The following is a 19722-nucleotide window of genomic DNA, read 5'->3' on the forward strand; positions in this document are numbered from 1 at the left end:
GGGTCCGTCAGGAGCAGACCGTGTTGGCCTTCGGCTTCCTTCCGTCCAGCAGGTAGCCGTTCACCGCGCTCTGCACGCACTTGTTCTTGCTGTCGTACGCGCCGTGCCCCTGGCCCTTGTACGTCAGCTCGACGCCGACGCCCTTGCCGAGTGCGTCCACCATCTTCCGCGCGCCCTCGTACGGGGTGGCCGGGTCGCCGGTGTTGCCGATGACGAGGATGGGCGCCGACCCCGGGGCGCTGACGTCGGGGTGGTAGGCCGCGCCCGGCACCGCCCAGTCCGTGCAGCTGACCATGCCCCAGGCCAGGAAGTCGCCGAACAGCGGGGAGGCGGCGCGGAACTCCGGCAGTTTCCGCCGGACGTCGTCCGCGGTGTACCGGGGTTTCTCGTCGGAGCAGTTGATGGCGGTGTTCGCCGCGGTGAGGTTGCTGTACTCGCCGTTCTCGTTGCGGCCGTTCATCGAGTCGGAGAGCAGCATGAGGATCTTGCCGTCGCCGTCGTAGGCCTGCTCCAGACCCTCGGTGAGGTACAGCCAGAAGTCCTTCGAGTACAGGGACTGGGCGATGCCGTTGGTGGCGGCCGTCTGCGTCAGCTGACGCGGGAAGATGCCGGGGATCGGCTTCTTCTCCAGGTCGGCGAGGAGCTTCGCGATGCGGTCCTTCACCTCCTGCTCGGTGCTGCCGATCGGGCACTCCTCGGTCTTCGAGGTGCAGTCCCTGGCGAAGTTGTCGAGCGCCAGCTGGAAGCCCCTGGCCTGCCCGAGCGCGCCCTCCTCCGGGGTCTGCGTGGGGTCCACGACCGCGTCCAGGACGGCCCGGCCGACGTGCTTGGGGAACAGGTGGGCGTAGACACCGCCGAGCTCGGTGCCGTAGGAGATGCCGAAGTAGTGCAGCTTGTCGTCGCCCAGCACCTGACGCATCAGGTCCATGTCGCGGGCCGCGTCCGTGGTGCGCACATGCGGCAGGATCTCTCGCGAGTTCTTCTCACAGGCCGCGTTGAACTGCTTGGTGCGGTTCACGAGCTGGACCTGCTCGGCGTGGTCATCCGGGGTCGCGTCCTGCTGGAAGTACTCGTCCAGCTGCGCGTCGCTCTCGCACTCCACCGGTGCGCTGCGGCCGACCCCGCGCGGGTCGAAGCTGACCAGGTCGTAGCGGGTGCGCAGGGCCGCGTAGTCCGCGCCGAACGCGGGCAGCGTGGTCACGCCGCTGCCGCCCGGGCCGCCGAAGTTGAACACGAGCGAGCCGATGCGCGCGCTCGCGGGCCCGCTGGCCCGGGCGCGGATCAGGGCGATGCCGATCGTGTCGCCCTTCGGCCTGCTCCAGTCCAGCGGCGCCCTCATGGTCGCGCACTGCCACTCCCCGCCGTTCGGCAGCGGCGAGGGAGGGCTGCCGCCGCCCTCCGCCTCGGAAGGGGCCGGGCAGGACTTCCAGTCCAGCTTCTGCGCCGTGAGGTCCCCGCCCTTGCCGCTGCCTCCGCATCCGGCCAGTACGGCGGAGAGCAGCACAGCGGTCGTGGTCAGCGCGGCGGCGCGCAGCCGGAACGGGTTCGCCATACCCCCATCGTGGGGGCGCGCCCGCCGGGGCGCGCGGGACGCGAGCCGTAAGAGGTACCCGCCGGCGGGGCCGGAACCGCACCGGGCAAGCCCCCTTTACAGGGCTCCCTTGCGGGTGAGGTGATTGAAGGCGAGCCAGCCCGGCAGCACCGGCAGCCACAGGGTCAGCAGCCGGAAGAGCAGGACGGCCGGAGCCGCGACCTCCTTGGGCAGGCCCACGGCGATCAGGCCGACGGTGAGGGTCGCCTCGACCGCGCCCACGCCACCGGGGGTGGGCGCCGCGGAGCCGAGCGCGTTGCCGGCGAGGAAGACGACGGCGACGCTGGCGATGCTCAGCGACGTCGATCCGTCGCCGAAGGCCCGGATGGAGGCATCCAGGCACATCACGAAGCAGGCGGTCAGCAGCAGCATCCCGCCGATGCCCGTGACGAGCTTCTGGGGTCGCTGGAGCACGTCGAGCATCCGCGGTACGACACCGGCGAACAGCGACCTCACGCGCGTGACGACGAATTTCCGCAGGAACGGCACCGAGGTGACCACGAGGACCAGGACGGCCACGGTCAGCAGACCCGCGATGACCGTGCGGGACGGCGACAGGGACGGCGTCTTCTCGGTGCCGGTCAGATAGCCGAAGGACAGCAGCATCAGGATGTGACAGCCGAGCCCGAACAACTGCGAGGCGCCGACGCTGGCCACCGCGAGTCCCGGGCGTACGCCGGCGCGCTGCAGGAAGCGCGTGTTGAGGGCCACACCGCCGACCGCGGCCGGCGCCACGATCTTCACGAACGACCCGGCGACCTGCGCGGCCACGGTCCGCGGGAACGGCACCCGTTCCGGTACGAAGCCCAGCAGGGCCATCGCGGCGGCGACGTAGCTGAGCGCGGAGAACAGCACCCCGGCGGCCACCCAGCCCCACTGGGCCCGCGCGAACAGCGTGCCGAACTCGATGTGGGTGAGCTGCGTCAGCAGGTAGTAGGCGCCGATCGCACCCGCGATGAAGCTGATGAGGGTGCGCGGCCGGACCCGCTCCAGGCGGGCCGGTTCCACGGGCGCCTGGGGCCTGATCCGCAGGACCTGGTGCCGGATCTGGGTGAGGAGATCCTCCTCGCGGGCCTCTTCGAGGGCTTCGTCGATGGCCCGCTTCTCGGCGCGCTGCTCGGCGCGCACCGCCTTCTTGTCGGGCTTCCCGGGCTCGGGCGGGGCCGTCTCGGACGCCTCCTCCAGACGGGCCAGCTTGGCCTGCCGGGAGGCTTCGAGCACGGCTTCCCGTTCGCGCTGGGCCCGCTCCCGGGCCAGTCGGCGCAGCGTCGCGCGCGTGGAGCGCGTCAGCGCGATCGGCTGGAGCATCGGCAGACAGTCGGCCACCGCGTCCGGGCCGAGCACCTTCACCGCCGAGGCCACCGCCCGCTCGGCACCCACCCGCAGGCCGAGCGTGGTGACCAGCTGGGCGACGTCCATCCGCAGCAGCAGATCGCCGGCCGCGATCTCGCCGCCGCGCAGTTCGGTGAGGATCACCCTGCCGGAACGATCCACCAGGATCGCGTCCCCGGCCAGCCTGCGGTGCGCGATGCGCCGGGACTGCAGCGCCCGCACCTGATGCCAGGTGTTCCGCAGCAGCTCGTCGGTGATCTCCTCGTCGGCCAGCGAGTCCAGGGTGCGCCCGCCGGTGTGCTCGTAGACGAGCATGACCGCGTCCGGGCCCAGTTCGGAGGTGGCGATCAGCTTGGGCGCGTTGGCACCCGCCGCGATCGCCGCGTACGCCAGCAGCGCCTCCTGCTCCAGTGCCTGGCGCAGTGACTGGAGGCTGGAGCGGGTGGCGAAGCCGCGCAGGGTGAGATTGCGCCAGGCGCGGTAGAAGAAGCCCTGGGCCTGCTGCTCCCGGTCGACGACCGTGACGTCCAGCGGCGGGCCGTCCTCCAGGGAGACGAAGTAGCGCCGGCCCCGGTCGCCGTTCTCCGTCTCCACCACTTCCTCGCGGGCCGCTCCGACGGGGTGGAAGCCGACGTGCCGCAGGCCCGCCATCAGGGTCTGGCCGGTCGGGCGGACGTTGGGGGAGCCGACCGCGTACAGGGTGCCGTAGGCGATGGTCCAGCCGATCAGCACGGTCAGGATGATCGAGAAGGGGGTCGTGTAGCCGGTGACCAGCATCGAGAACGCGTCGAGCAGCAGCACGATCCACAGCACCGCGCGCCATCTGGGTCTGCGGGACATGCCGACGGCCGTCATGTAGGCGATCACGGGCGCCAGATAGCCGTGCACCGGGTCCGTCAGGGCGTGGATGTCACCCGGCGAGGGCTGGGTGAGCGCCTCCTGGATCGAGTCCGGGGCGGCCCGGGCGACCCACAGGTCGGTGGCGAGCGTCACCCCGTGCGCCAGGACGGCCGCGAGGACGCCGTCGGCGATGCGCAGCCCGTCGCGTTTGATCAGCCGTTCGATCGCGAACGCGACCGGCACCAGCAGGATCGCGATGCTGGAGGCCAGCCCCGCGATCTTGATCAGCAGGTCCGGGGCCTGCCCGGTGCCCTTGTTGATGTCCTGTTCGAGGCCCGAGGTGGTGCCGTGCGCGAAGGCGGCGATCGCGAGCAGCACCACGATGCCGAGCAGGCCGACCAGGAGCCGCATCAGATCGGAGGGGCGGTGCACGCGCGCGGGGAGCAGCGGTTCGTCGCGTTCGACCTGTTCGGCGTGGGGGTCGTCGTCGGCGCACGGAGGATGGTCCGGCGGCGTGGGCCCGGGCATCCGCGCCGTCTCGGCGACGGGCGGCCCCTCGGCGGCAACCGCTGCGCCGCCGTCATCCGCGCGCGTGGCGTCGTCCTCGCGCTGACCGGCGTCTTCCTGGCCGGGCCGGCCGCCGTCTTCCTGCTGCGCGCCGGTGCCGCCGCCGTCCGCGCGGGCGGGACCGGGGCGCGCGGAGGCGTCAGGGGTGCCCGCCGCTCCTTCGGGGTGCACGCCCTGCTCCTTCGTGGTCTCTTCGTGGTCTCGTATCACCAGTCACCGCCCGCACGATGGTGGCATGCCCCACCGACACTCGCGGGCATCAGGGTGCGGATGCGCGGGCGGACAGTCTGCCCCAAGGACCGGGCGGGTGCGAGAGGACCATTGCGCACGGCGCGCTCCGGAACGTCGGCGGGGTGCGGCAGGATGGGGCGGATGAGCGAGCAGAGCCCTCCCGAGGACGCCCGCGCGGAGTGCGCGGACGCGCTGCCGGGACTCGCGGACGCACTCCCGGAGTACGCCGAGCGGGTCCTGGACGTCGCCGAGCGGATTCCGCCGGGCCGGGTCATGACCTACGGCGACGTCGCGGAGTGGCTGGAGGAGGGCGGGCCGCGCCAGGTCGGCCGGGTGATGGCCCTGTACGGCGGCGCGGTCCCGTGGTGGCGGGTCGTACGCGCCGACGGCGTGCTGCTGCCCGGACACGAGCTGCGCGCGCTCGCCCACTACCGCGAGGAGGGCACCCCGCTGAAGCAGGCGGGCAGCGGCGCCGAGGGCCATCTGCCGCGGCTCGACATGCGCCGTGCCCGATGGGACGGCGGCGCGGGTGCGGAGGATCACACCTGACAGCTTCCGCCATCGGATGCCGCCTCGGAGGGGCCGTGGCCCGTTCGGGGGACATGGGGGACGTCCGTGGCATGCCGTACGTTCGTGAGATGTGGGATGCGCGTGACCGGAGTGCCGCGAGGGAAGAAGCGGAAGCCCTGCTTCCGTCCGGAGCGGCGGCGTAGCGTCGGCAGCACGTGTCCTCCTCATCCCGCGGCCACCGCCTCGCGCGCGTGACCGCCTGCCCGCCAGCACGACCACCAGGACCGGCACATCACGTGAGCTCCTCTTCCTCCACCCGGCGCCTGCCGCACCCACCGGTGCGGCAGGGGAACCGTGGCGCTTACCGACTGGTCCGTACCCCTCCGGCCGTCGTGGACCCCCCTCGTCTGGACGCGGCACAGCGTGCCGTGGTTGACCACCGCAGCGGACCGCTCCTCGTCCTCGCCGGTCCCGGCACCGGCAAGACGACCACGCTGGTCGAGTCCGTGGCCGACCGGATCGCCCGGGGCGGCGACCCCGAGCGGATCCTGGTGCTCACGTTCAGCCGCAAGGCCGCCGTCGGCCTGCGCGACCGCATGGCCCTGCGCATGGGCGCCGCCCGCGCCCCCAGGGCGACCACATTCCATTCGTACTGCTACGCGCTGGTCCGTGCCCACCAGGACAGCGGCCGGTTCACCGAACCCCTGCGCCTGCTCTCCGGCCCCGAGCAGGACGTCGCCGTCCGCGAGCTGCTCGCCGGCCAGCCCGAGCTGGAGCGCCTCGGCCTGACCCATGTGCGCTGGCCGGACGAACTGCGCGCCTGCCTGACCACGCGTGGCTTCGCCGACGAGGTCCGTGCCGTCCTCGCCCGCAGCCGGGAGCTCGGTCTCGGCCCGGACGCCCTGGACGCCTTCGCCCGCCGCATCGGCCGCCCCGACTGGCGGGCGGCCGCCGCGTTCCTCGCCGAGTACCTCGACACCCTCGACCTCCAGGGCGTCCTGGACTACGCGGAACTGGTCCACCGCGCCGTCCTGCTCGCCCGCCGCCCGCAGACCGCGGCACGGCTGGCGGCCCAGTACGACGCCGTGTACGTCGACGAGTACCAGGACACCGACCCCGCCCAGGTCCGGCTGCTGCGCGCCCTGGCGGGCGGCGGGCGCACCCTGGTCGCCTTCGGCGACCCCGACCAGTCGATCTACGCCTTCCGGGGAGCCGACGTGAACGGCATCCTCGACTTCCCGGCCGCCTTCCCGCGCGCGGACGGCCGTCCCGCCCCCGTGGCGGTGCTGCGCACCTCCCGCCGCTCCGGTGCCGGTCTGCTGGCCGCGACCCGCCTGATCACCCAGCGCATGCCGCTGACCCGGCTGCCCGCCGAGAAGGTCCGCGCCCACCGGGAGCCGGCCCCCGTACGGGACGGCGGCCGGGTCGAGGTCCACACGTACCCGACGCCCGGCGCGGAAGTGGACAACATCGCGGACATCCTGCGCCGAGCGCACTTGGAGGACGGCGTCCCCTGGAGCGACATGGCCGTCCTGGTACGCGCGGGCTCCCGCCTCCCGACCCTGCGCCGGGCCCTCACCGCGGCCGGTGTCCCCCTGGACATCGACGGGGACGAGCTGCCCCTGCGGCACGAGCCCGCGGTCGCACCGCTGCTCACGGCCCTGCGCGCGGTGGCCACGGCGGAGGCACGACACCGCGGAGAGGACCCGGCGGCGGGTGCGGAGGACGAGGCACCGGCCGGTGGAGAGGCCGCCGGTGAACGTAACGACGCCGCCGAGGAACTCGCCGGAGCCGCCGCGGAACGCGCCGTAGCCACCGCGGAACCGGTCCCGGACTCCTCCTGGCTGGACACCGAGACCGCTCTCACCCTGCTCACCTCCCCGCTCGCCGGCATGGACGCCGCCGACCTGCGCCGCCTCGGGCGTGCCCTGCGCGAGGAGGAGCGGGCCGGCGGGAACCCGCTGCCGCCGCCGTCCGACGAACTGCTCGCGCGGGCGCTCGCCGAACCCGAGCGCCTGGCCGTGCACGACCCGGCGTACGCGCGCGGGGCACAGCGTCTCGGCACGCTGCTCCGCAAGGCCCGTGAGCGCCTCGCCGGCGGCGGCACGGCCGAGGAGGCGCTGTGGGACCTGTGGCAGGGCACACCGTGGCCCGGACGCCTGGAACGGGCCGCCCGGCGCGGCGGCGCCGCCGGCCGCAACGCCGACCGGGACCTGGACGCCGTGTGCGCGCTGTTCGCCACCGCCGCGCGCGCGGAGGAGCGCTTCGGCGGCCGCGGCGCCCTGAACTTCCTGGAGCAGATCGAGGCCGAGGACATAGCCGCCGACACGCTCGCCCGCCGCGCGGTACGCCCGGACGCCGTCCGTGTGATGACCGCGCACCGCGCCAAGGGCCTGGAATGGCGGCTCGTCGTCGTCGCCGGCGTCCAGGAAGGGCTCTGGCCCGACCTGCGGCGCCGCGGCTCGCTGCTGGAGGCCGACCGCATCGGCCGGGACGGGCTCGCCGAGCCGCTCACCCCGGGCGCGCTGCTCGCCGAGGAGCGCCGTCTGTTCTACGTCGCCGCCACGCGCGCGCGTGACCGCCTCGTCGTCACCGCGGTGAAGGCACCGGCCGACGACGGCGACCAGCCGTCCCGGTTCCTCACCGAGCTGGGCGTCGAGCCGAGGGACGTCACCGGGCGACCCCGCCGGCCGCTGTCCGTCGCCGCCCTCGTCGCCGAGCTGCGCGCGACCACGGTCGACCCGCGCGCGTCGGCCCCGCTTCGGGAGGCAGCGGCCCGCAGACTCGCCCGGCTCGCCGCCCTCGCCGACGAGGACGGCCGCCCGCTGGTGCCGTCCGCACACCCCTACCGCTGGTGGGGCATGTTCGACCCGACCGAGAGCAAGGTGCCGCTGCGCCACCGGGACCAGCCCGTGGTGCTCTCCGGCAGCGCCCTCGACCAGCTCGCCAACACCTGCGCGCTGCAGTGGTTCCTGGGCCGTGAGGTGAAGGCGGACGCCCCCGCCACCACCGCCCAGGGCTTCGGCAACGTCGTCCACGTCCTCGCCGACGAGGTCGCCTCCGGCCGCACGCCCGCCGACCTCGACGTCCTCATGGAACGCCTGGACTCCGTGTGGAACGCGCTGGCCTTCGACGCGCCGTGGAAGTCGCGGCAGGAGAAGGACAACGCGCGCGTGGCGCTCGAACGCTTCCTGAACTGGCACGTACTGGACCGGGCGGGCCGGACGCCGGTGGTGAGCGAGCACGACTTCGACGTCACCCTCGAAGCGGGCGACTACCAGGTCCGCATCCGCGGCCAGATGGACCGCGTCGAGACGGACGCCGAGGGCCGCGCCTACGTGGTCGACTTCAAGACCGGCAAACAGGCGCCCACGGCGAGCGAGGTGGAACGGCACCCCCAGCTCGCCGTCTACCAGCTCGCCGTCCGCGAAGGCGCCGTCGACACGGCCTTCGACGGCGCACGCCCCGAACCGGGCGGCGCGGAGCTGGTCCACCTCAGACAGGGAGCCGCCAAGCGCGACGGGGGCGACGGACTGCCCAAGGTGCAGACCCAGGAGCCGCCGACGGGGGAGTGGGTCGGCGAGCTGCTGGCCACCGCCGCCGGAAAGGTCCTCGACGAGCGGTTCACACCGAGCGCCGGCCAGCACTGCGCGCACTGCGCGTTCCGGGCGTCGTGCAGCGCCCGCCCGGAGGGACAGCACGTGGTCGAGTGATCCGAACGATCCGCGTGACGTACGGCACCACAGACGCTGACCTGCGCTTCTTCCGTCCCGCCGACCGATCCGGTCTCGACTGTCAGTCCCCGCCGCTAGCCTCTGTCGACATGCCCGCCCGTATCACCGACCCCGAGCAGCTCAAAGAGCTCCTCGGTATCCCGTTCACCCCGGAGCAGACGGCCTGCATCACCGCGCCGCCCGCCCCGCAGGTGATCGTGGCCGGTGCCGGATCGGGCAAGACCACCGTGATGGCGGCCCGCGTGGTCTGGCTCGTCGGCACCGGACAGGTCGCCCCCGAACAGGTCCTCGGCCTGACCTTCACCAACAAGGCCGCCGGTGAGCTGGCCGAACGCGTCCGCAAGGCCCTGATCAAGGCCGGCGTCACCGACCCCGACGTCATCGACCCCGACAACCCTCCGGGCGAGCCGGTCATCTCGACGTACCACTCCTTCGCCGGCCGCCTGCTCACCGACCACGGCCTGCGGCTCGGCCTGGAGCCCAGCTCGCGCCTCCTGGCCGACGCCACCCGCTTCCAGCTCGCCGCGCGCGTGCTGCGCGAGGCCCCGGGCCCGTACCCGGCGCTGACCCGCTCCTTCGCCGACCTCGTCAGCGACCTGCTCGCGCTCGACTCCGAACTCGCCGAACACCTCGTCGACCCCGAGGAACTGCGCGCCTGGGACACCGGTCTGCTGCGCACCCTCGAAGGGACCAGGCTCACCAACGCCGACCTGCGCAAGGTCCCCGAGACCGCCGCGGCCCGCCGGGAACTCGCCGAACTCGTCAAGCGCTACCGGGCCGCCAAGCGCGCGCGGGACCTGCTCGACTTCGGCGACCAGATCGCCCTGTCCGCGCGCCTCGCCGGCATCCCCGAGGTGGGCCGCCTGCTGCGCGAGGAGTTCCGCGTGGTGCTCCTCGACGAGTACCAGGACACCTCCGTGGCCCAGCGCGTCCTGCTCGCCGGCCTGTTCGGCGGCGGCACCGGCCACCCCGTGACCGCCGTCGGCGACCCCTGCCAGGCCATCTACGGCTGGCGCGGCGCCTCCGTCGCCAACCTGGACGACTTCCCCGACCACTTCGCGCACGCCGACGGCAGCCCCGCGAAGCGGCAGGCGCTCAGCGAGAACCGCCGCAGCGGCGGGCGCCTGCTCGACCTCGCCAACGGCCTCGCCACACCCCTGCGCGCGATGCACGCGGGCGTGGAGGCCCTCCGCCCGGCCCCCGGCGCCGAGTACGACGGCACGGTCCGCTGCGCCCTGCTGCCCACCCACGCCGAGGAGATCGACTGGATCGCCGACTCCCTCGCCCACCTCGTGCGCACCGGCACGCCACCCGGTGAGATCGCCGTACTGTGCCGGACCGCGACCGACTTCGCCGAGATCCAGGGCGCCCTCGTCGCCCGCGACGTCCCCGTCGAGGTCGTCGGCCTCTCCGGCCTGCTCCACCTGCCCGAGATCGCCGACCTCGTCGCCGTCTGCGAAGTCCTCCAGGACCCCGGCGCCAACGCCGCCCTGGTACGCCTGCTGACCGGACCGCGCTGGCGCATCGGCCCCCGCGACCTCGCCCTGCTGGGCCGCCGCGCCCGGCTGCTGGTCGCCCACGCGCGCGTGGACGGCACCGACGACCCGGACCGCCGGCTCGCCGAGGCCGTGGAGGGCGTCGACCCGTCCGAGGTGATCTCGCTCGCCGACGCCCTGGACACCTTCCTGGAAGCACCCGTGGAGGGGGGCGACGACGACGGGCTGCCGTTCTCCCCGGACGCGCGCGTGCGCTTCGCCCGGCTCGCCGCCGAACTGCGCGACCTGCGCCGATCGCTGTCCGACCCGCTGATGGACGTCCTGCACCGCGTCCTCGCCGTCACCGGCCTGGAAGTGGAGCTGTCGGCGTCGCCGCACGCGCTCGCCGCCCGCCGCCGCGAGACCCTGTCCAACTTCCTGGACATCGCCGCCTCCTTCGCCGCCGGCGACAGCGAGGCCACCCTGCTGGCCTTCCTCGGCTTCCTGCGCACCGCCGCCCAGTACGAGAAGGGCCTCGACAACTCCCTGCCCGGCGGCGAGAACACCGTCAAGGTGCTCACCGCGCACAAGTCCAAGGGCCTGGAGTGGGACGTCGTGGCCGTCCCCGGACTCGTGACCGGCACCTTCCCCAGCTCCCAGGGCCGCGAGAAGTGGACCGCCCAGGCCAAGGTGCTGCCCCACGCCCTGCGCGGCGACACCGACACCCTGCCCGACGTGCAGTCCTGGGACTCGCGTGGCATGAAGGCCTTCCACGAGGCCATGAAGGAGCACCAGCACACCGAGGAGCTCCGCCTCGGCTACGTCACCTTCACCCGTCCCCGCTCCCTCCTGCTCGGCTCCGGCCACTGGTGGGGGCCCAGCCAGAAGAAGCCGCGCGGCCCGTCGGACTTCCTCACGGCCCTGTACGACCACTGCGCCGCCGGGTACGGCGAGATCGAGGTCTGGGCGGAGTCGCCGGCCGAGGACGAGGAGAACCCGGCCCTGCACGCCGCCACCGCCGACCAGGTGTGGCCGCTCCCGCTGGACGCCGCCGCCCTGGCCCGCCGCCGCGCCGCCGCCGAAACCGTCCTCACCCACCTGGACGCCCTCGCCGCCGGGCCCGCCGACGGGCGACGGCCGGCTGCCCCGCACGACCCCGCCGGCGCCGAGGACCCGGACTGGCCCGCCCCACCGGAGGACGAGCCGTACGGCGACGACCCGTACGGTGACGACCCGGACGGCGACGACCCGTACGGCGATGGTCCGTATGACGAGGAGCGGTACGCGGACCTCCCTCGGCAAGGTCAGCCCGACGATCCGTTCGGCGACGCCCCCTTCGACGACCCCGACGGCGACCCCTTCGGCGACGACCCCTTCGCCGGTGACCCGCCAGCGGGCGCCGTCGACGGTGAGCCCTTCGGCCAGGACACCTGGGAGGCCGAACGGCCCACGGTCCCGCACCAGGCGCCCGCCCCGCAGGACCGCCCCCGTGCCGCCGCACCACGGCTCGCCACCGCCCTCACCCCGGAGGAGGCCCGCACCATCGCCTCCTGGGACCGCGACCTGGACGCGCTCACCGGCGAACTGCTGCGCGCCCGGCAGACCGTCACCGAGGTCCCCCTGCCCACCACCCTCACCGCGACCCAGCTGCTGCGGCTCGCCGAGGACCCGGACGGGCTCGCACAGGAGCTCGCGCGCCCCATGCCCCGCCCCCCGCAACCGGCCGCACGCCGGGGCACCCGGTTCCACGCCTGGGTGGAAACCCGCTTCGAGGAGCTGACCCTGCCCCTGCTGGAACCCGACGAGCTGCCCGGCACCGACGCGGAGATCGCCGACGAACGCGACCTGGAAGCCCTCAAGGCCGCCTTCGAACGCACCGAGTACGCCCGGCGCACCCCGTACCGCGTCGAGGCCCCCTTCCAGCTCACCCTCGCCGGACGCGTCGTCCGCGGCCGCATCGACGCCGTCTACCGGCACGGCGACGGCGACGAGACGACGTACGAGATCGTCGACTGGAAGACCGGCCGCACCGGCACCGCCGACCCGCTCCAGCTCGCCGTGTACCGGCTGGCCTGGGCCGAGCAGCAGGGCATACCGCCCGAGTCGGTCACCGCCACGTTCCTGTACGTGCGCAGCGGCGAGGTCGTCCGCCCCGAGGGCCTGCCGGACCGGGCCGCCCTGGAGCGGCTGCTCACAGGTGAGACGGAGCGCACACCGCAGGCGAGCTGAGTGTGACGAACCGCCCGCCGAGGATGCCGCCGCGGGCGGATAGGCTCGGAAGCATGAGCCAGACCCCGGACAGCGCCGTCCGCACGTACATCGAGCAGCACCGCGCCGCCTTCCTCGACGACCTCGCCGCATGGCTGCGCATCCCCTCCGTGTCGGCCCAGCCGGAGCACGCTCCCGACGTACGGCACAGCGCGGACTGGCTCGCCGCCAAGCTGTCGGACACCGGCTTCCCGACCGCCGAGGTCTGGCAGACCCCCGGGGCCCCCGCCGTCTTCGCCGAATGGCCGTCCGGCGACCCCGAGGCACCCACGGTCCTGGTCTACGGCCACCACGACGTGCAGCCCGCCGCCCGCGAGGACGGCTGGGACAGCGACCCCTTCGAACCGGTCGTCCGGGACGACCGCCTCTACGCGCGCGGGGCGGCCGACGACAAGGGCCAGGTGTTCTTCCACACACTCGGCGTCCGCGCCCACCTCGCCACGACCGGCCGCACCGCGCCGGCCGTCAACCTCAAGCTGCTGATCGAGGGCGAGGAGGAATCCGGCTCCCCGCACTTCCGGGCCCTGGTGGAGCAGCACGCGGGGCGCCTCGCCGCCGACGCCGTGATCGTCTCCGACACCGGCATGTGGTCCGAGGACACCCCGACCGTGTGCACCGGCATGCGCGGCCTCGCCGAGTGCGAGATCCGGCTGTACGGCCCCGGCCAGGACATCCACTCCGGCTCCTTCGGCGGCGCCGTGCCCAACCCGGCCACCGCCGCCGCCCGCCTGGTCGCCGCCCTCCACGACGAGCACGCGCGCGTGGCGATCCCCGGCTTCTACGACGGCATCGTCGAGCTGACCGACCGCGAGCGTGAACTCTTCGCCGAGCTGCCCTTCGACGAGGAGCGCTGGCTGCGCACCGCCAAGTCCTCCGCCCTGCACGGCGAAGCCGGCTACTCGACCCTGGAACGCATCTGGGCCCGCCCGACCGCCGAGGTCAACGGCATGGGCGGCGGCTACCAGGGCCCCGGCAGCAAGACGATCATCCCCGCCACGGCTATGGTGAAGCTGTCCTTCCGGCTGGTCGCCGGCCAGGACCCCGACCACATCGAGAAGGCCGTCCGCGCCTGGGCCGCCGAACAGGTGCCCGCCGGCATCCGGCACGAGGTCGACTTCGGCTCCGCCACACGCCCCTGCCTGACCCCGCTCGACCACCCCGCGCTGCAGTCCGTGGCCCGCGCCATGGGCCGCGCCTTCCAGGAGCCGGTCCGCTTCACCCGGGAGGGCGGCTCCGGACCCGCCGCCGACCTCCAGGAGGTCCTCGGCGCCCCCGTGCTCTTCCTGGGCGTCTCCGTCCCCTCCGACGGCTGGCACGCACCCAACGAGAAGGTCGAGCTCGACCTCCTCCTCAAGGGCGTCGAGACCAGCGCCTACCTATGGGGTGACCTGGCCCGGAACTGGCGCACCGCACCCTGACCGGCCGGCGCCGCACGGCTGGGCACCGCGCGCGGGGCACACTGGAAGAACCGCCCCGACCGACCCGCCGCCCCGGCCGCGCCCGGCCCGGTGCCCTCCCGCCCTACGTCCCGCCGAACCGCCCGCCGAAAGAACCGCACTGGGGGAGTTGGAAGCACCCGTGACCACCTGGACCGACCACACAGCCGACCGACCCATCTCACTGACCGCCCCGAGCGGCATCGACCGCGCCGCCCACCACCGGCTGGACGAGGCCTGGCTCGCGGCGGCGTGGAGCCACCCCACGACCCGCTGTTTCGTGGTGTCCGGCGGCCAGGTGCTCATCGACGAGGCCCCGGACGGCCGGACCGAACTCGTCATGACGCCGTCCTTCGAGGCCCCGCTCACCGAGGCGCACCGCTACTTCCTCGGCACCGACGAGGAAGGTGTCAGCTACTTCGCGCTCCAGAAGGACGCGCTGCCCGGCCGCATCGACCAGTCCGCGCGCCCGGCGGGGCTGCGGGAGGCCGGCCTGCTGCTGTCACCCCGCGACGTCGGGCTCATGGTGCACGCGGTCGGGCTGGAGAACTGGCAGCGCACCCACCGCTTCTGCTCCCGCTGCGGCGAGCGCACGGTCATCGCCGCGGCCGGCCACATCCGCCGCTGCCCCGCCTGCGGCGCCGAGCACTACCCGCGCACCGACCCCGCCGTGATCATGGCCGTGACCGACGAGGACGACCGCATCCTGCTCGGCCGCCAGGTCCACTGGCCCGAAGGCCGCTTCTCGACGCTCGCCGGTTTCGTGGAGCCCGGCGAGTCCATCGAGCAGGCGGTGCGCCGCGAGGTGTCCGAGGAGGTCGGCGTCACCGTCGGCCCGGTCGAGTACGTCGCCAGCCAGCCCTGGCCCTTCCCGTCCAGCCTGATGCTCGGCTTCATGGCCCGCGCCACCTCCACCGAGATCGACGTCGACGGGGACGAGATCCACGAGGCCCGCTGGTTCTCCCGCGAGGAGCTGCACGCGGCCTTCGAGGCCGGCGAGGTACTGCCGCCCTACGGCATCTCCATCGCGGCCCGCCTGATCGAGATGTGGTACGGCAAGCCCCTGCCGACCCGCAGCTTCGTCTGAGACGACGAACGGCGGCCCCCGAGCCGGTTGTGGACTCGGGAGCCGCCGTTCGGCGCACTCGGACTCAGGCGGCGAGCTTCTGTTTGACCTGGGCCAGTGACGGGTTCGTCAGCGTGGAGCCGTCCGCGAAGAGCACGGTCGGGACGGTCTGGTTCCCGCCGTTCGCCTTCTCCACGAAGGCGGCGGACTCGGGGTCCTGCTCGATGTTGACCTCGGTGTAGGCGATGCCCTCCCGGTCCAGCTGGCTCTTCAGCCGCCGGCAGTAACCGCACCAAGTCGTGCTGTACATCGTCACAGTGCCCTGCATGTCTCTCGCGCTCCTCAGGCAGCTCGGAAAAGGTCGTCCGGGGAGAGAACGTAAGCCACCGTCCCGCCATTCCCGCGCGACCGGCCCGCCAGTCCTGTGCGGCCAGGCCGCCGGTCTCGCGCGACCCATGCGACCGCCCCCCTCAGCGACGTCTGTCTGCCCCGCCAGTCCCAAGCGGCCGTCCCGCCAGTCAGGCGCGGCCGTCCCGCCAGTCACATGCGACCGCCCCGCCGGTCAGGCGCGCCCGGCCGCGATCACCGGCCGACCGGGCCCACAGGGCCCGGCACCCGCTGCCGGCTGTGACGCCTGCCGCATTAGTACGACTGCGAGCCCCAGCCTGTGGACAACCGGCGCAGCCGTCCCGGGCGACCTGGCAGCATGGCGGGGTGACAGCAGCAACGCATTCCACCCTTTTCCCGCAGGGCACCGGCGCCTCCGCCCACGCGGCTCCGCCGAGCGGGGCCGACGCGGTGCTCGAAGGGCTCGACCCCGAGCAGCGCGAGGTGGCCACCTCTCTGCACGGGCCGGTGTGCGTGCTGGCCGGAGCGGGCACCGGCAAGACCCGGGCGATCACCCACCGCATCGCCTACGGGGTGCGCGCCGGCATCCTCCAGCCGTCCAGCGTGCTCGCCGTCACCTTCACCAACCGCGCCGCCGGAGAGATGCGCGGCCGGCTGCGCCAGCTCGGCGCCCAGGGCGTCCAGGCCCGCACCTTCCACTCCGCCGCCCTGCGCCAGCTCCAGTACTTCTGGCCGAAAGCGATCGGCGGCTCCCTGCCCCGGCTCGTCGACCGCAAGATCCAGCTCGTCGCCGACGCGGCCGCCGCCCTCGGCACCCGGCTCGACCGCAACGAGCTGCGCGACGTGACCGCCGAGATCGAATGGTCCAAGGTCACCCAGACCGTCCCCGCCGACTACCCGTACGCGGCTGCGAAGGCCGGCCGAGAGGCCCCCCGCGACCCGGCCGAGATCGCCCACCTCTACGCCGCCTACGAGGACCTCAAGCGCGACCGCGGCGTGATCGACTTCGAGGACGTCCTGCTGCTCACCGTCGCCATCCTCCAGGACCGGCAGGACATCGCCGAACAGGTCCGCGCGCAGTACCAGCACTTCGTCGTGGACGAGTACCAGGACGTCAGCCCCCTGCAGCAGCGGCTGCTGGACCTGTGGCTCGGCGACCGCGACAGCCTGTGCGTCGTCGGTGACGCCAGCCAGACCATCTACTCGTTCACGGGAGCAACACCCGACCACCTCCTCGACTTCCGCGCCCGCCACCCCGGCGCGACCGTCGTCAAACTGGTCCGCGACTACCGCTCCAGCCCCCAGGTCGTCCACCTCGCCAACGGCCTGCTCGCCCACGCCCGGGGCCGCGCCGCCGGCCACCGACTGGAACTCGTCTCCCAGCGCCCCCCGGGACCCGAACCCGTCTACACCGAGTACACCGACGAGCCGGCCGAGGCCGAAGGCGCCGCCCGCCGCATCCGCGAGCTGATCGACGCGGGCGTCCCCGCCGCCGAGATCGCCGTCCTGTTCCGCACCAACTCCCAGTCCGAGACCTACGAGCAGGCGCTCGCCGACGCCGGAGTGCCCTACCAGCTGCGCGGCGCCGAGCGCTTCTTCGACCGGCCGGAGGTCCGCAAGGCCAGCATCGCCCTGCGCGGCGCGGCCCGCTTCGGCGGCAACGACTCCCTCCTCGACGACGTCGTCGACCTGCCCTCCCAGGTGCGCGCGGTCCTCTCAGGAGAGGGCTGGACCAGCGAACCCCCGGCCGGCTCGGGCGCCGTCAGGGAGCGCTGGGAATCCCTGGCCGCCCTGGTCAACCTCGCCCACGACCTCGCCGCGGCCAGACCCGGAGTCACCCTCGCCGACTTCGTGGCGGAACTGGACGAACGGACCAACGCTCAGCACGCCCCCACCATCCAGGGCGTCACCCTGGCCTCCCTGCACGCCGCCAAGGGCCTGGAGTGGGACGTCGTCTTCCTGGTCGGCATCGCCGAGGGCATGCTGCCCATCACCTACGCCCGCACCGACGAACAGATCGAGGAGGAACGCCGCCTGCTCTACGTCGGCGTGACCCGCGCCCGCGAACGACTCCATCTGTCCTGGGCCCTGTCCCGCTCACCCGGCGGACGCCCCAACCGGCGGCCGAGCCGCTTCCTCGACGGCCTGCGCCCCGGCACCACGCCCACCGTCGGCCGCACCGGCGCCGGCACGGGCGCGGGTGTCGAACGCGGCGCCCCGGCGAGCGCCGCCGTCACCCCCCGGCGCACCCAGCGCACCCCCGCCCGCTGCCGGGTCTGCGGCCGCACGCTCACCGACGCGGGCGAGATGAAACTGATGCGCTGCGAGGACTGCCCCTCGGACATGGACGAGGGTCTCTACGAGCGGCTCCGGGAATGGCGCGCGGTACAGGCCGAGCGCAGCGGCCAGCCCGACTTCTGCGTCTTCACCGACCGGACGCTGATGGCCATCGCCGAGGCGTGCCCGGAGAGCCCCGCCGAACTCGCCCGCATCCCCGGCGTCCTCAACCGCAAGCTGCGCAGCTACGGAGCCGACGTTCTGGCCATATGCGCAGGTCAAGAGCCCGGTGGAGACGACGGCGGCAACTGATGCCAACTCGTCGAAAAAATAGTTTGCGCACGCCCCGCGAATCCCCATAGGTTCTACGCACGGAAGCAGCGGCCTTCTCCGAGGCCCAGGTTCCGTGATGTACTTGCACATCCGAACGGGACCGGTTCACCCCGGTCCCTTGAGACGCCGAGAGGAGGCGAGTCCAGTGATCAGCATCAACACCAGCACCATCGTCAGCGCGGCCAAACTGACCGATCGCTCGGCCGTCTCCACGTGCATGCTCGGCGCCTCGAACCAGGGCACCGGTCTGTCCGGCATCCGTGCCGTGCGCCCGGCGTCCTCCCCTGCCCTCGCGGGTCTTCCCATCCGTGAGCGCAATGAGCGACCGACCAAGGCACTGGAAGCGGTAGCGGCACAGGCACACGCCTATGCCTTTGCGGCGGCCGGTGCCGGATTCCGGAAGCAGACGACGCAGCACCACCAGATGTGGGCCTTCCGTGGGCCAGAACCCTGGAGTGATCCAGCCTGATCGCCGATCAGGCCGGCGCCTTCAGGGCCGCGGAACCCCATCCGGGATCCGCGGCCCTTCTGTTTTCCCCGAACGGGGACGACGGAGCGAAGGGGCCTCGGGACAGGAAGAGAACCCGGTACCCAGCCGACACCCGGTCAACCGGCCGGAACGACCAGACGAGGAAGACCACCCGTGCAACTCGAAGCGCACGCCCCGTCCGTACCGCCTTCGCAAACCATCCCCCCGCCCGGCCTCACGGAGGACTCCGCCTTGACCCCCCTCACCGCGCTCACCGCGCTCGACGACGCCATCGAGAACCTCGGCGTACCCGTCCCCTGCCGCTCCTACGACCCCGAGGTCTTCTTCGCCGAGTCGCCGGCGGACGTGGAGTACGCCAAGTCCCTCTGCCGCACCTGCCCGCTGATGGAGGCCTGCCTCGCCGGCGCCAAGGAGCGGCGCGAGCCCTGGGGCGTCTGGGGTGGCGAGCTGTTCGTCCAGGGCGTCGTCGTCGCCCGGAAGCGTCCCCGTGGCCGCCCGCGGAAGAACCCGGTCACAGCATGAACACCGCAGGAACGATCGACCGCCCCCTCACGCACGACCCCAAGAAGCAGGCCCCGATGAAGCCGTCCACCAGCGAGCCCGCCGGCTCCGCGACCACAGACTTCACCACCACCGGCCCGACCGAAGCGCGCCAGAACAGGAACCGTGAGATGCAACTCATGCAAGAAGCCCTGGCTCGTGCCCATATGCACGAGCGACTCCATGACGCCGCGCAGGAACGCCGGGCCGTGCGCCTGGCGGTCGCGCAGCGGATGCAGCGGCGAGCCGAGCGCGCCTCGCTGCGCGCCCGCCGCGCGCTCGCCATGGCCGTCATGCAGTAACGGACACACCTGAGCAGCGGTGGCCTCCCCCAACAGGGAGGCGAAGCCTCCCCGCGGGGGCCGGTCCGGCCGAACGGACCGGCCCCCGCGGTGCGTTGCGCACGCGGCCCCGCGGTGCGTTGCGCACGACGATCCGGCGGTCACGGAGTTATCGTCACCGGGTGACGAGTCTTCCCGGCGGAAGTGATCAGGGCGGCTCCACCGCGGAACGCCACCGCCCGGTGTGCGCCCGCTGCGGCTCCCCCGCCGACGGCCCCCAGCCGGCCACCTGGACCTGCTCGGTGGAGAACGGCGCCCGCCAGTACTTCTGCGACGCCTGCTCCCGGGAAAACCTCCGGGCGATCGAGGGGCGGCTGGACTCGGCCTGGTGGTGAGCTTCCTT

13 protein-coding genes are annotated in these 19722 nt (G+C 73.3%); 10 read left to right on the plus strand and 3 right to left on the minus strand.

Going from position 1 to position 19722, the window contains the following annotated elements; all coding sequences use genetic code 11:
* Nucleotides 1-7: 7 nt before the first annotated feature.
* Nucleotides 8-1552, minus strand: a complete 1545-nt coding sequence (locus tag LG395_RS11825; protein ID WP_225809328.1) for an alpha/beta hydrolase — start codon at nucleotides 1550-1552, stop codon at nucleotides 8-10.
* A 96-nt stretch (nucleotides 1553-1648) separates the two neighbouring features.
* On the minus strand, nucleotides 1649-4291 hold the full coding sequence (locus LG395_RS11830; RefSeq protein WP_225809454.1) for a lysylphosphatidylglycerol synthase domain-containing protein: 2643 nt from the start codon (nucleotides 4289-4291) through the stop codon (nucleotides 1649-1651).
* Nucleotides 4292-4702: 411 nt separating this feature from the next.
* Here LG395_RS11830 and LG395_RS11835 point away from each other — a divergent pair, with 411 nt between their 5' ends.
* From LG395_RS11835 to nudC, 5 genes are all read left to right on the plus strand, one after another.
* The gene (locus LG395_RS11835; protein ID WP_225809329.1) at nucleotides 4703-5110 is read left to right on the plus strand and encodes an MGMT family protein; all 408 of its coding nucleotides are present in this window, start codon (nucleotides 4703-4705) and stop codon (nucleotides 5108-5110) included.
* Between the two features lie 257 nt (nucleotides 5111-5367).
* Nucleotides 5368-8784, plus strand: a complete 3417-nt coding sequence (locus LG395_RS11840; RefSeq protein ID WP_225809330.1) for an ATP-dependent helicase — start codon at nucleotides 5368-5370, stop codon at nucleotides 8782-8784.
* A gap of 110 nt (nucleotides 8785-8894) precedes the next feature.
* Nucleotides 8895-12509: an ATP-dependent helicase gene (locus tag LG395_RS11845; RefSeq protein ID WP_225809331.1), complete on the plus strand. Its 3615-nt coding sequence runs from the start codon at nucleotides 8895-8897 to the stop codon at nucleotides 12507-12509.
* A gap of 53 nt (nucleotides 12510-12562) precedes the next feature.
* Nucleotides 12563-13966: a dipeptidase gene (locus tag LG395_RS11850; RefSeq protein ID WP_225809332.1), complete on the plus strand. Its 1404-nt coding sequence runs from the start codon at nucleotides 12563-12565 to the stop codon at nucleotides 13964-13966.
* Between the two features lie 160 nt (nucleotides 13967-14126).
* The gene (gene nudC, locus LG395_RS11855; protein ID WP_225809333.1) at nucleotides 14127-15071 is read left to right on the plus strand and encodes an NAD(+) diphosphatase; all 945 of its coding nucleotides are present in this window, start codon (nucleotides 14127-14129) and stop codon (nucleotides 15069-15071) included.
* A 64-nt stretch (nucleotides 15072-15135) separates the two neighbouring features.
* On the opposite strand, the gene LG395_RS11860 is transcribed toward nudC, so the two are convergent.
* Nucleotides 15136-15378: a mycoredoxin gene (locus LG395_RS11860; protein ID WP_103817699.1), complete on the minus strand. Its 243-nt coding sequence runs from the start codon at nucleotides 15376-15378 to the stop codon at nucleotides 15136-15138.
* 299 nt (nucleotides 15379-15677) lie between these two features.
* Here LG395_RS11860 and LG395_RS11865 point away from each other — a divergent pair, with 299 nt between their 5' ends.
* The 5 genes from LG395_RS11865 (at nucleotide 15678) to LG395_RS11885 (ending at nucleotide 19714) form a co-directional block, all read left to right on the plus strand.
* Nucleotides 15678-17987, plus strand: coding sequence for an ATP-dependent DNA helicase UvrD2 (locus tag LG395_RS11865; protein ID WP_308071237.1), 2310 nt, complete (start codon nucleotides 15678-15680; stop codon nucleotides 17985-17987).
* A 166-nt stretch (nucleotides 17988-18153) separates the two neighbouring features.
* A complete protein-coding gene (locus LG395_RS11870) occupies nucleotides 18154-18477 on the plus strand; it encodes a hypothetical protein (RefSeq protein ID WP_171153017.1) in 324 nt (107 codons plus the stop codon).
* A 174-nt stretch (nucleotides 18478-18651) separates the two neighbouring features.
* Complete coding sequence (locus LG395_RS11875; protein ID WP_041665490.1) at nucleotides 18652-19020, plus strand: WhiB family transcriptional regulator; 369 nt, start codon at nucleotides 18652-18654, stop codon at nucleotides 19018-19020.
* Nucleotides 19017-19340: a putative WhiB-interacting protein gene (locus tag LG395_RS11880; protein WP_225809334.1), complete on the plus strand. Its 324-nt coding sequence runs from the start codon at nucleotides 19017-19019 to the stop codon at nucleotides 19338-19340. The genes LG395_RS11875 and LG395_RS11880 overlap by 4 nt, the downstream gene beginning before the upstream one ends.
* 161 nt (nucleotides 19341-19501) lie before the next feature.
* Nucleotides 19502-19714 (plus strand): hypothetical protein, encoded by a 213-nt coding sequence (locus LG395_RS11885; protein WP_225809335.1) that lies wholly within the window; start codon nucleotides 19502-19504, stop codon nucleotides 19712-19714.
* Nucleotides 19715-19722 lie beyond the last annotated feature (8 nt).

Origin of the sequence: Streptomyces spinosus (assembly GCF_020400655.1) — a bacterium.
Lineage (GTDB): Bacteria > Actinomycetota > Actinomycetes > Streptomycetales > Streptomycetaceae > Streptomyces > Streptomyces argyrophylli.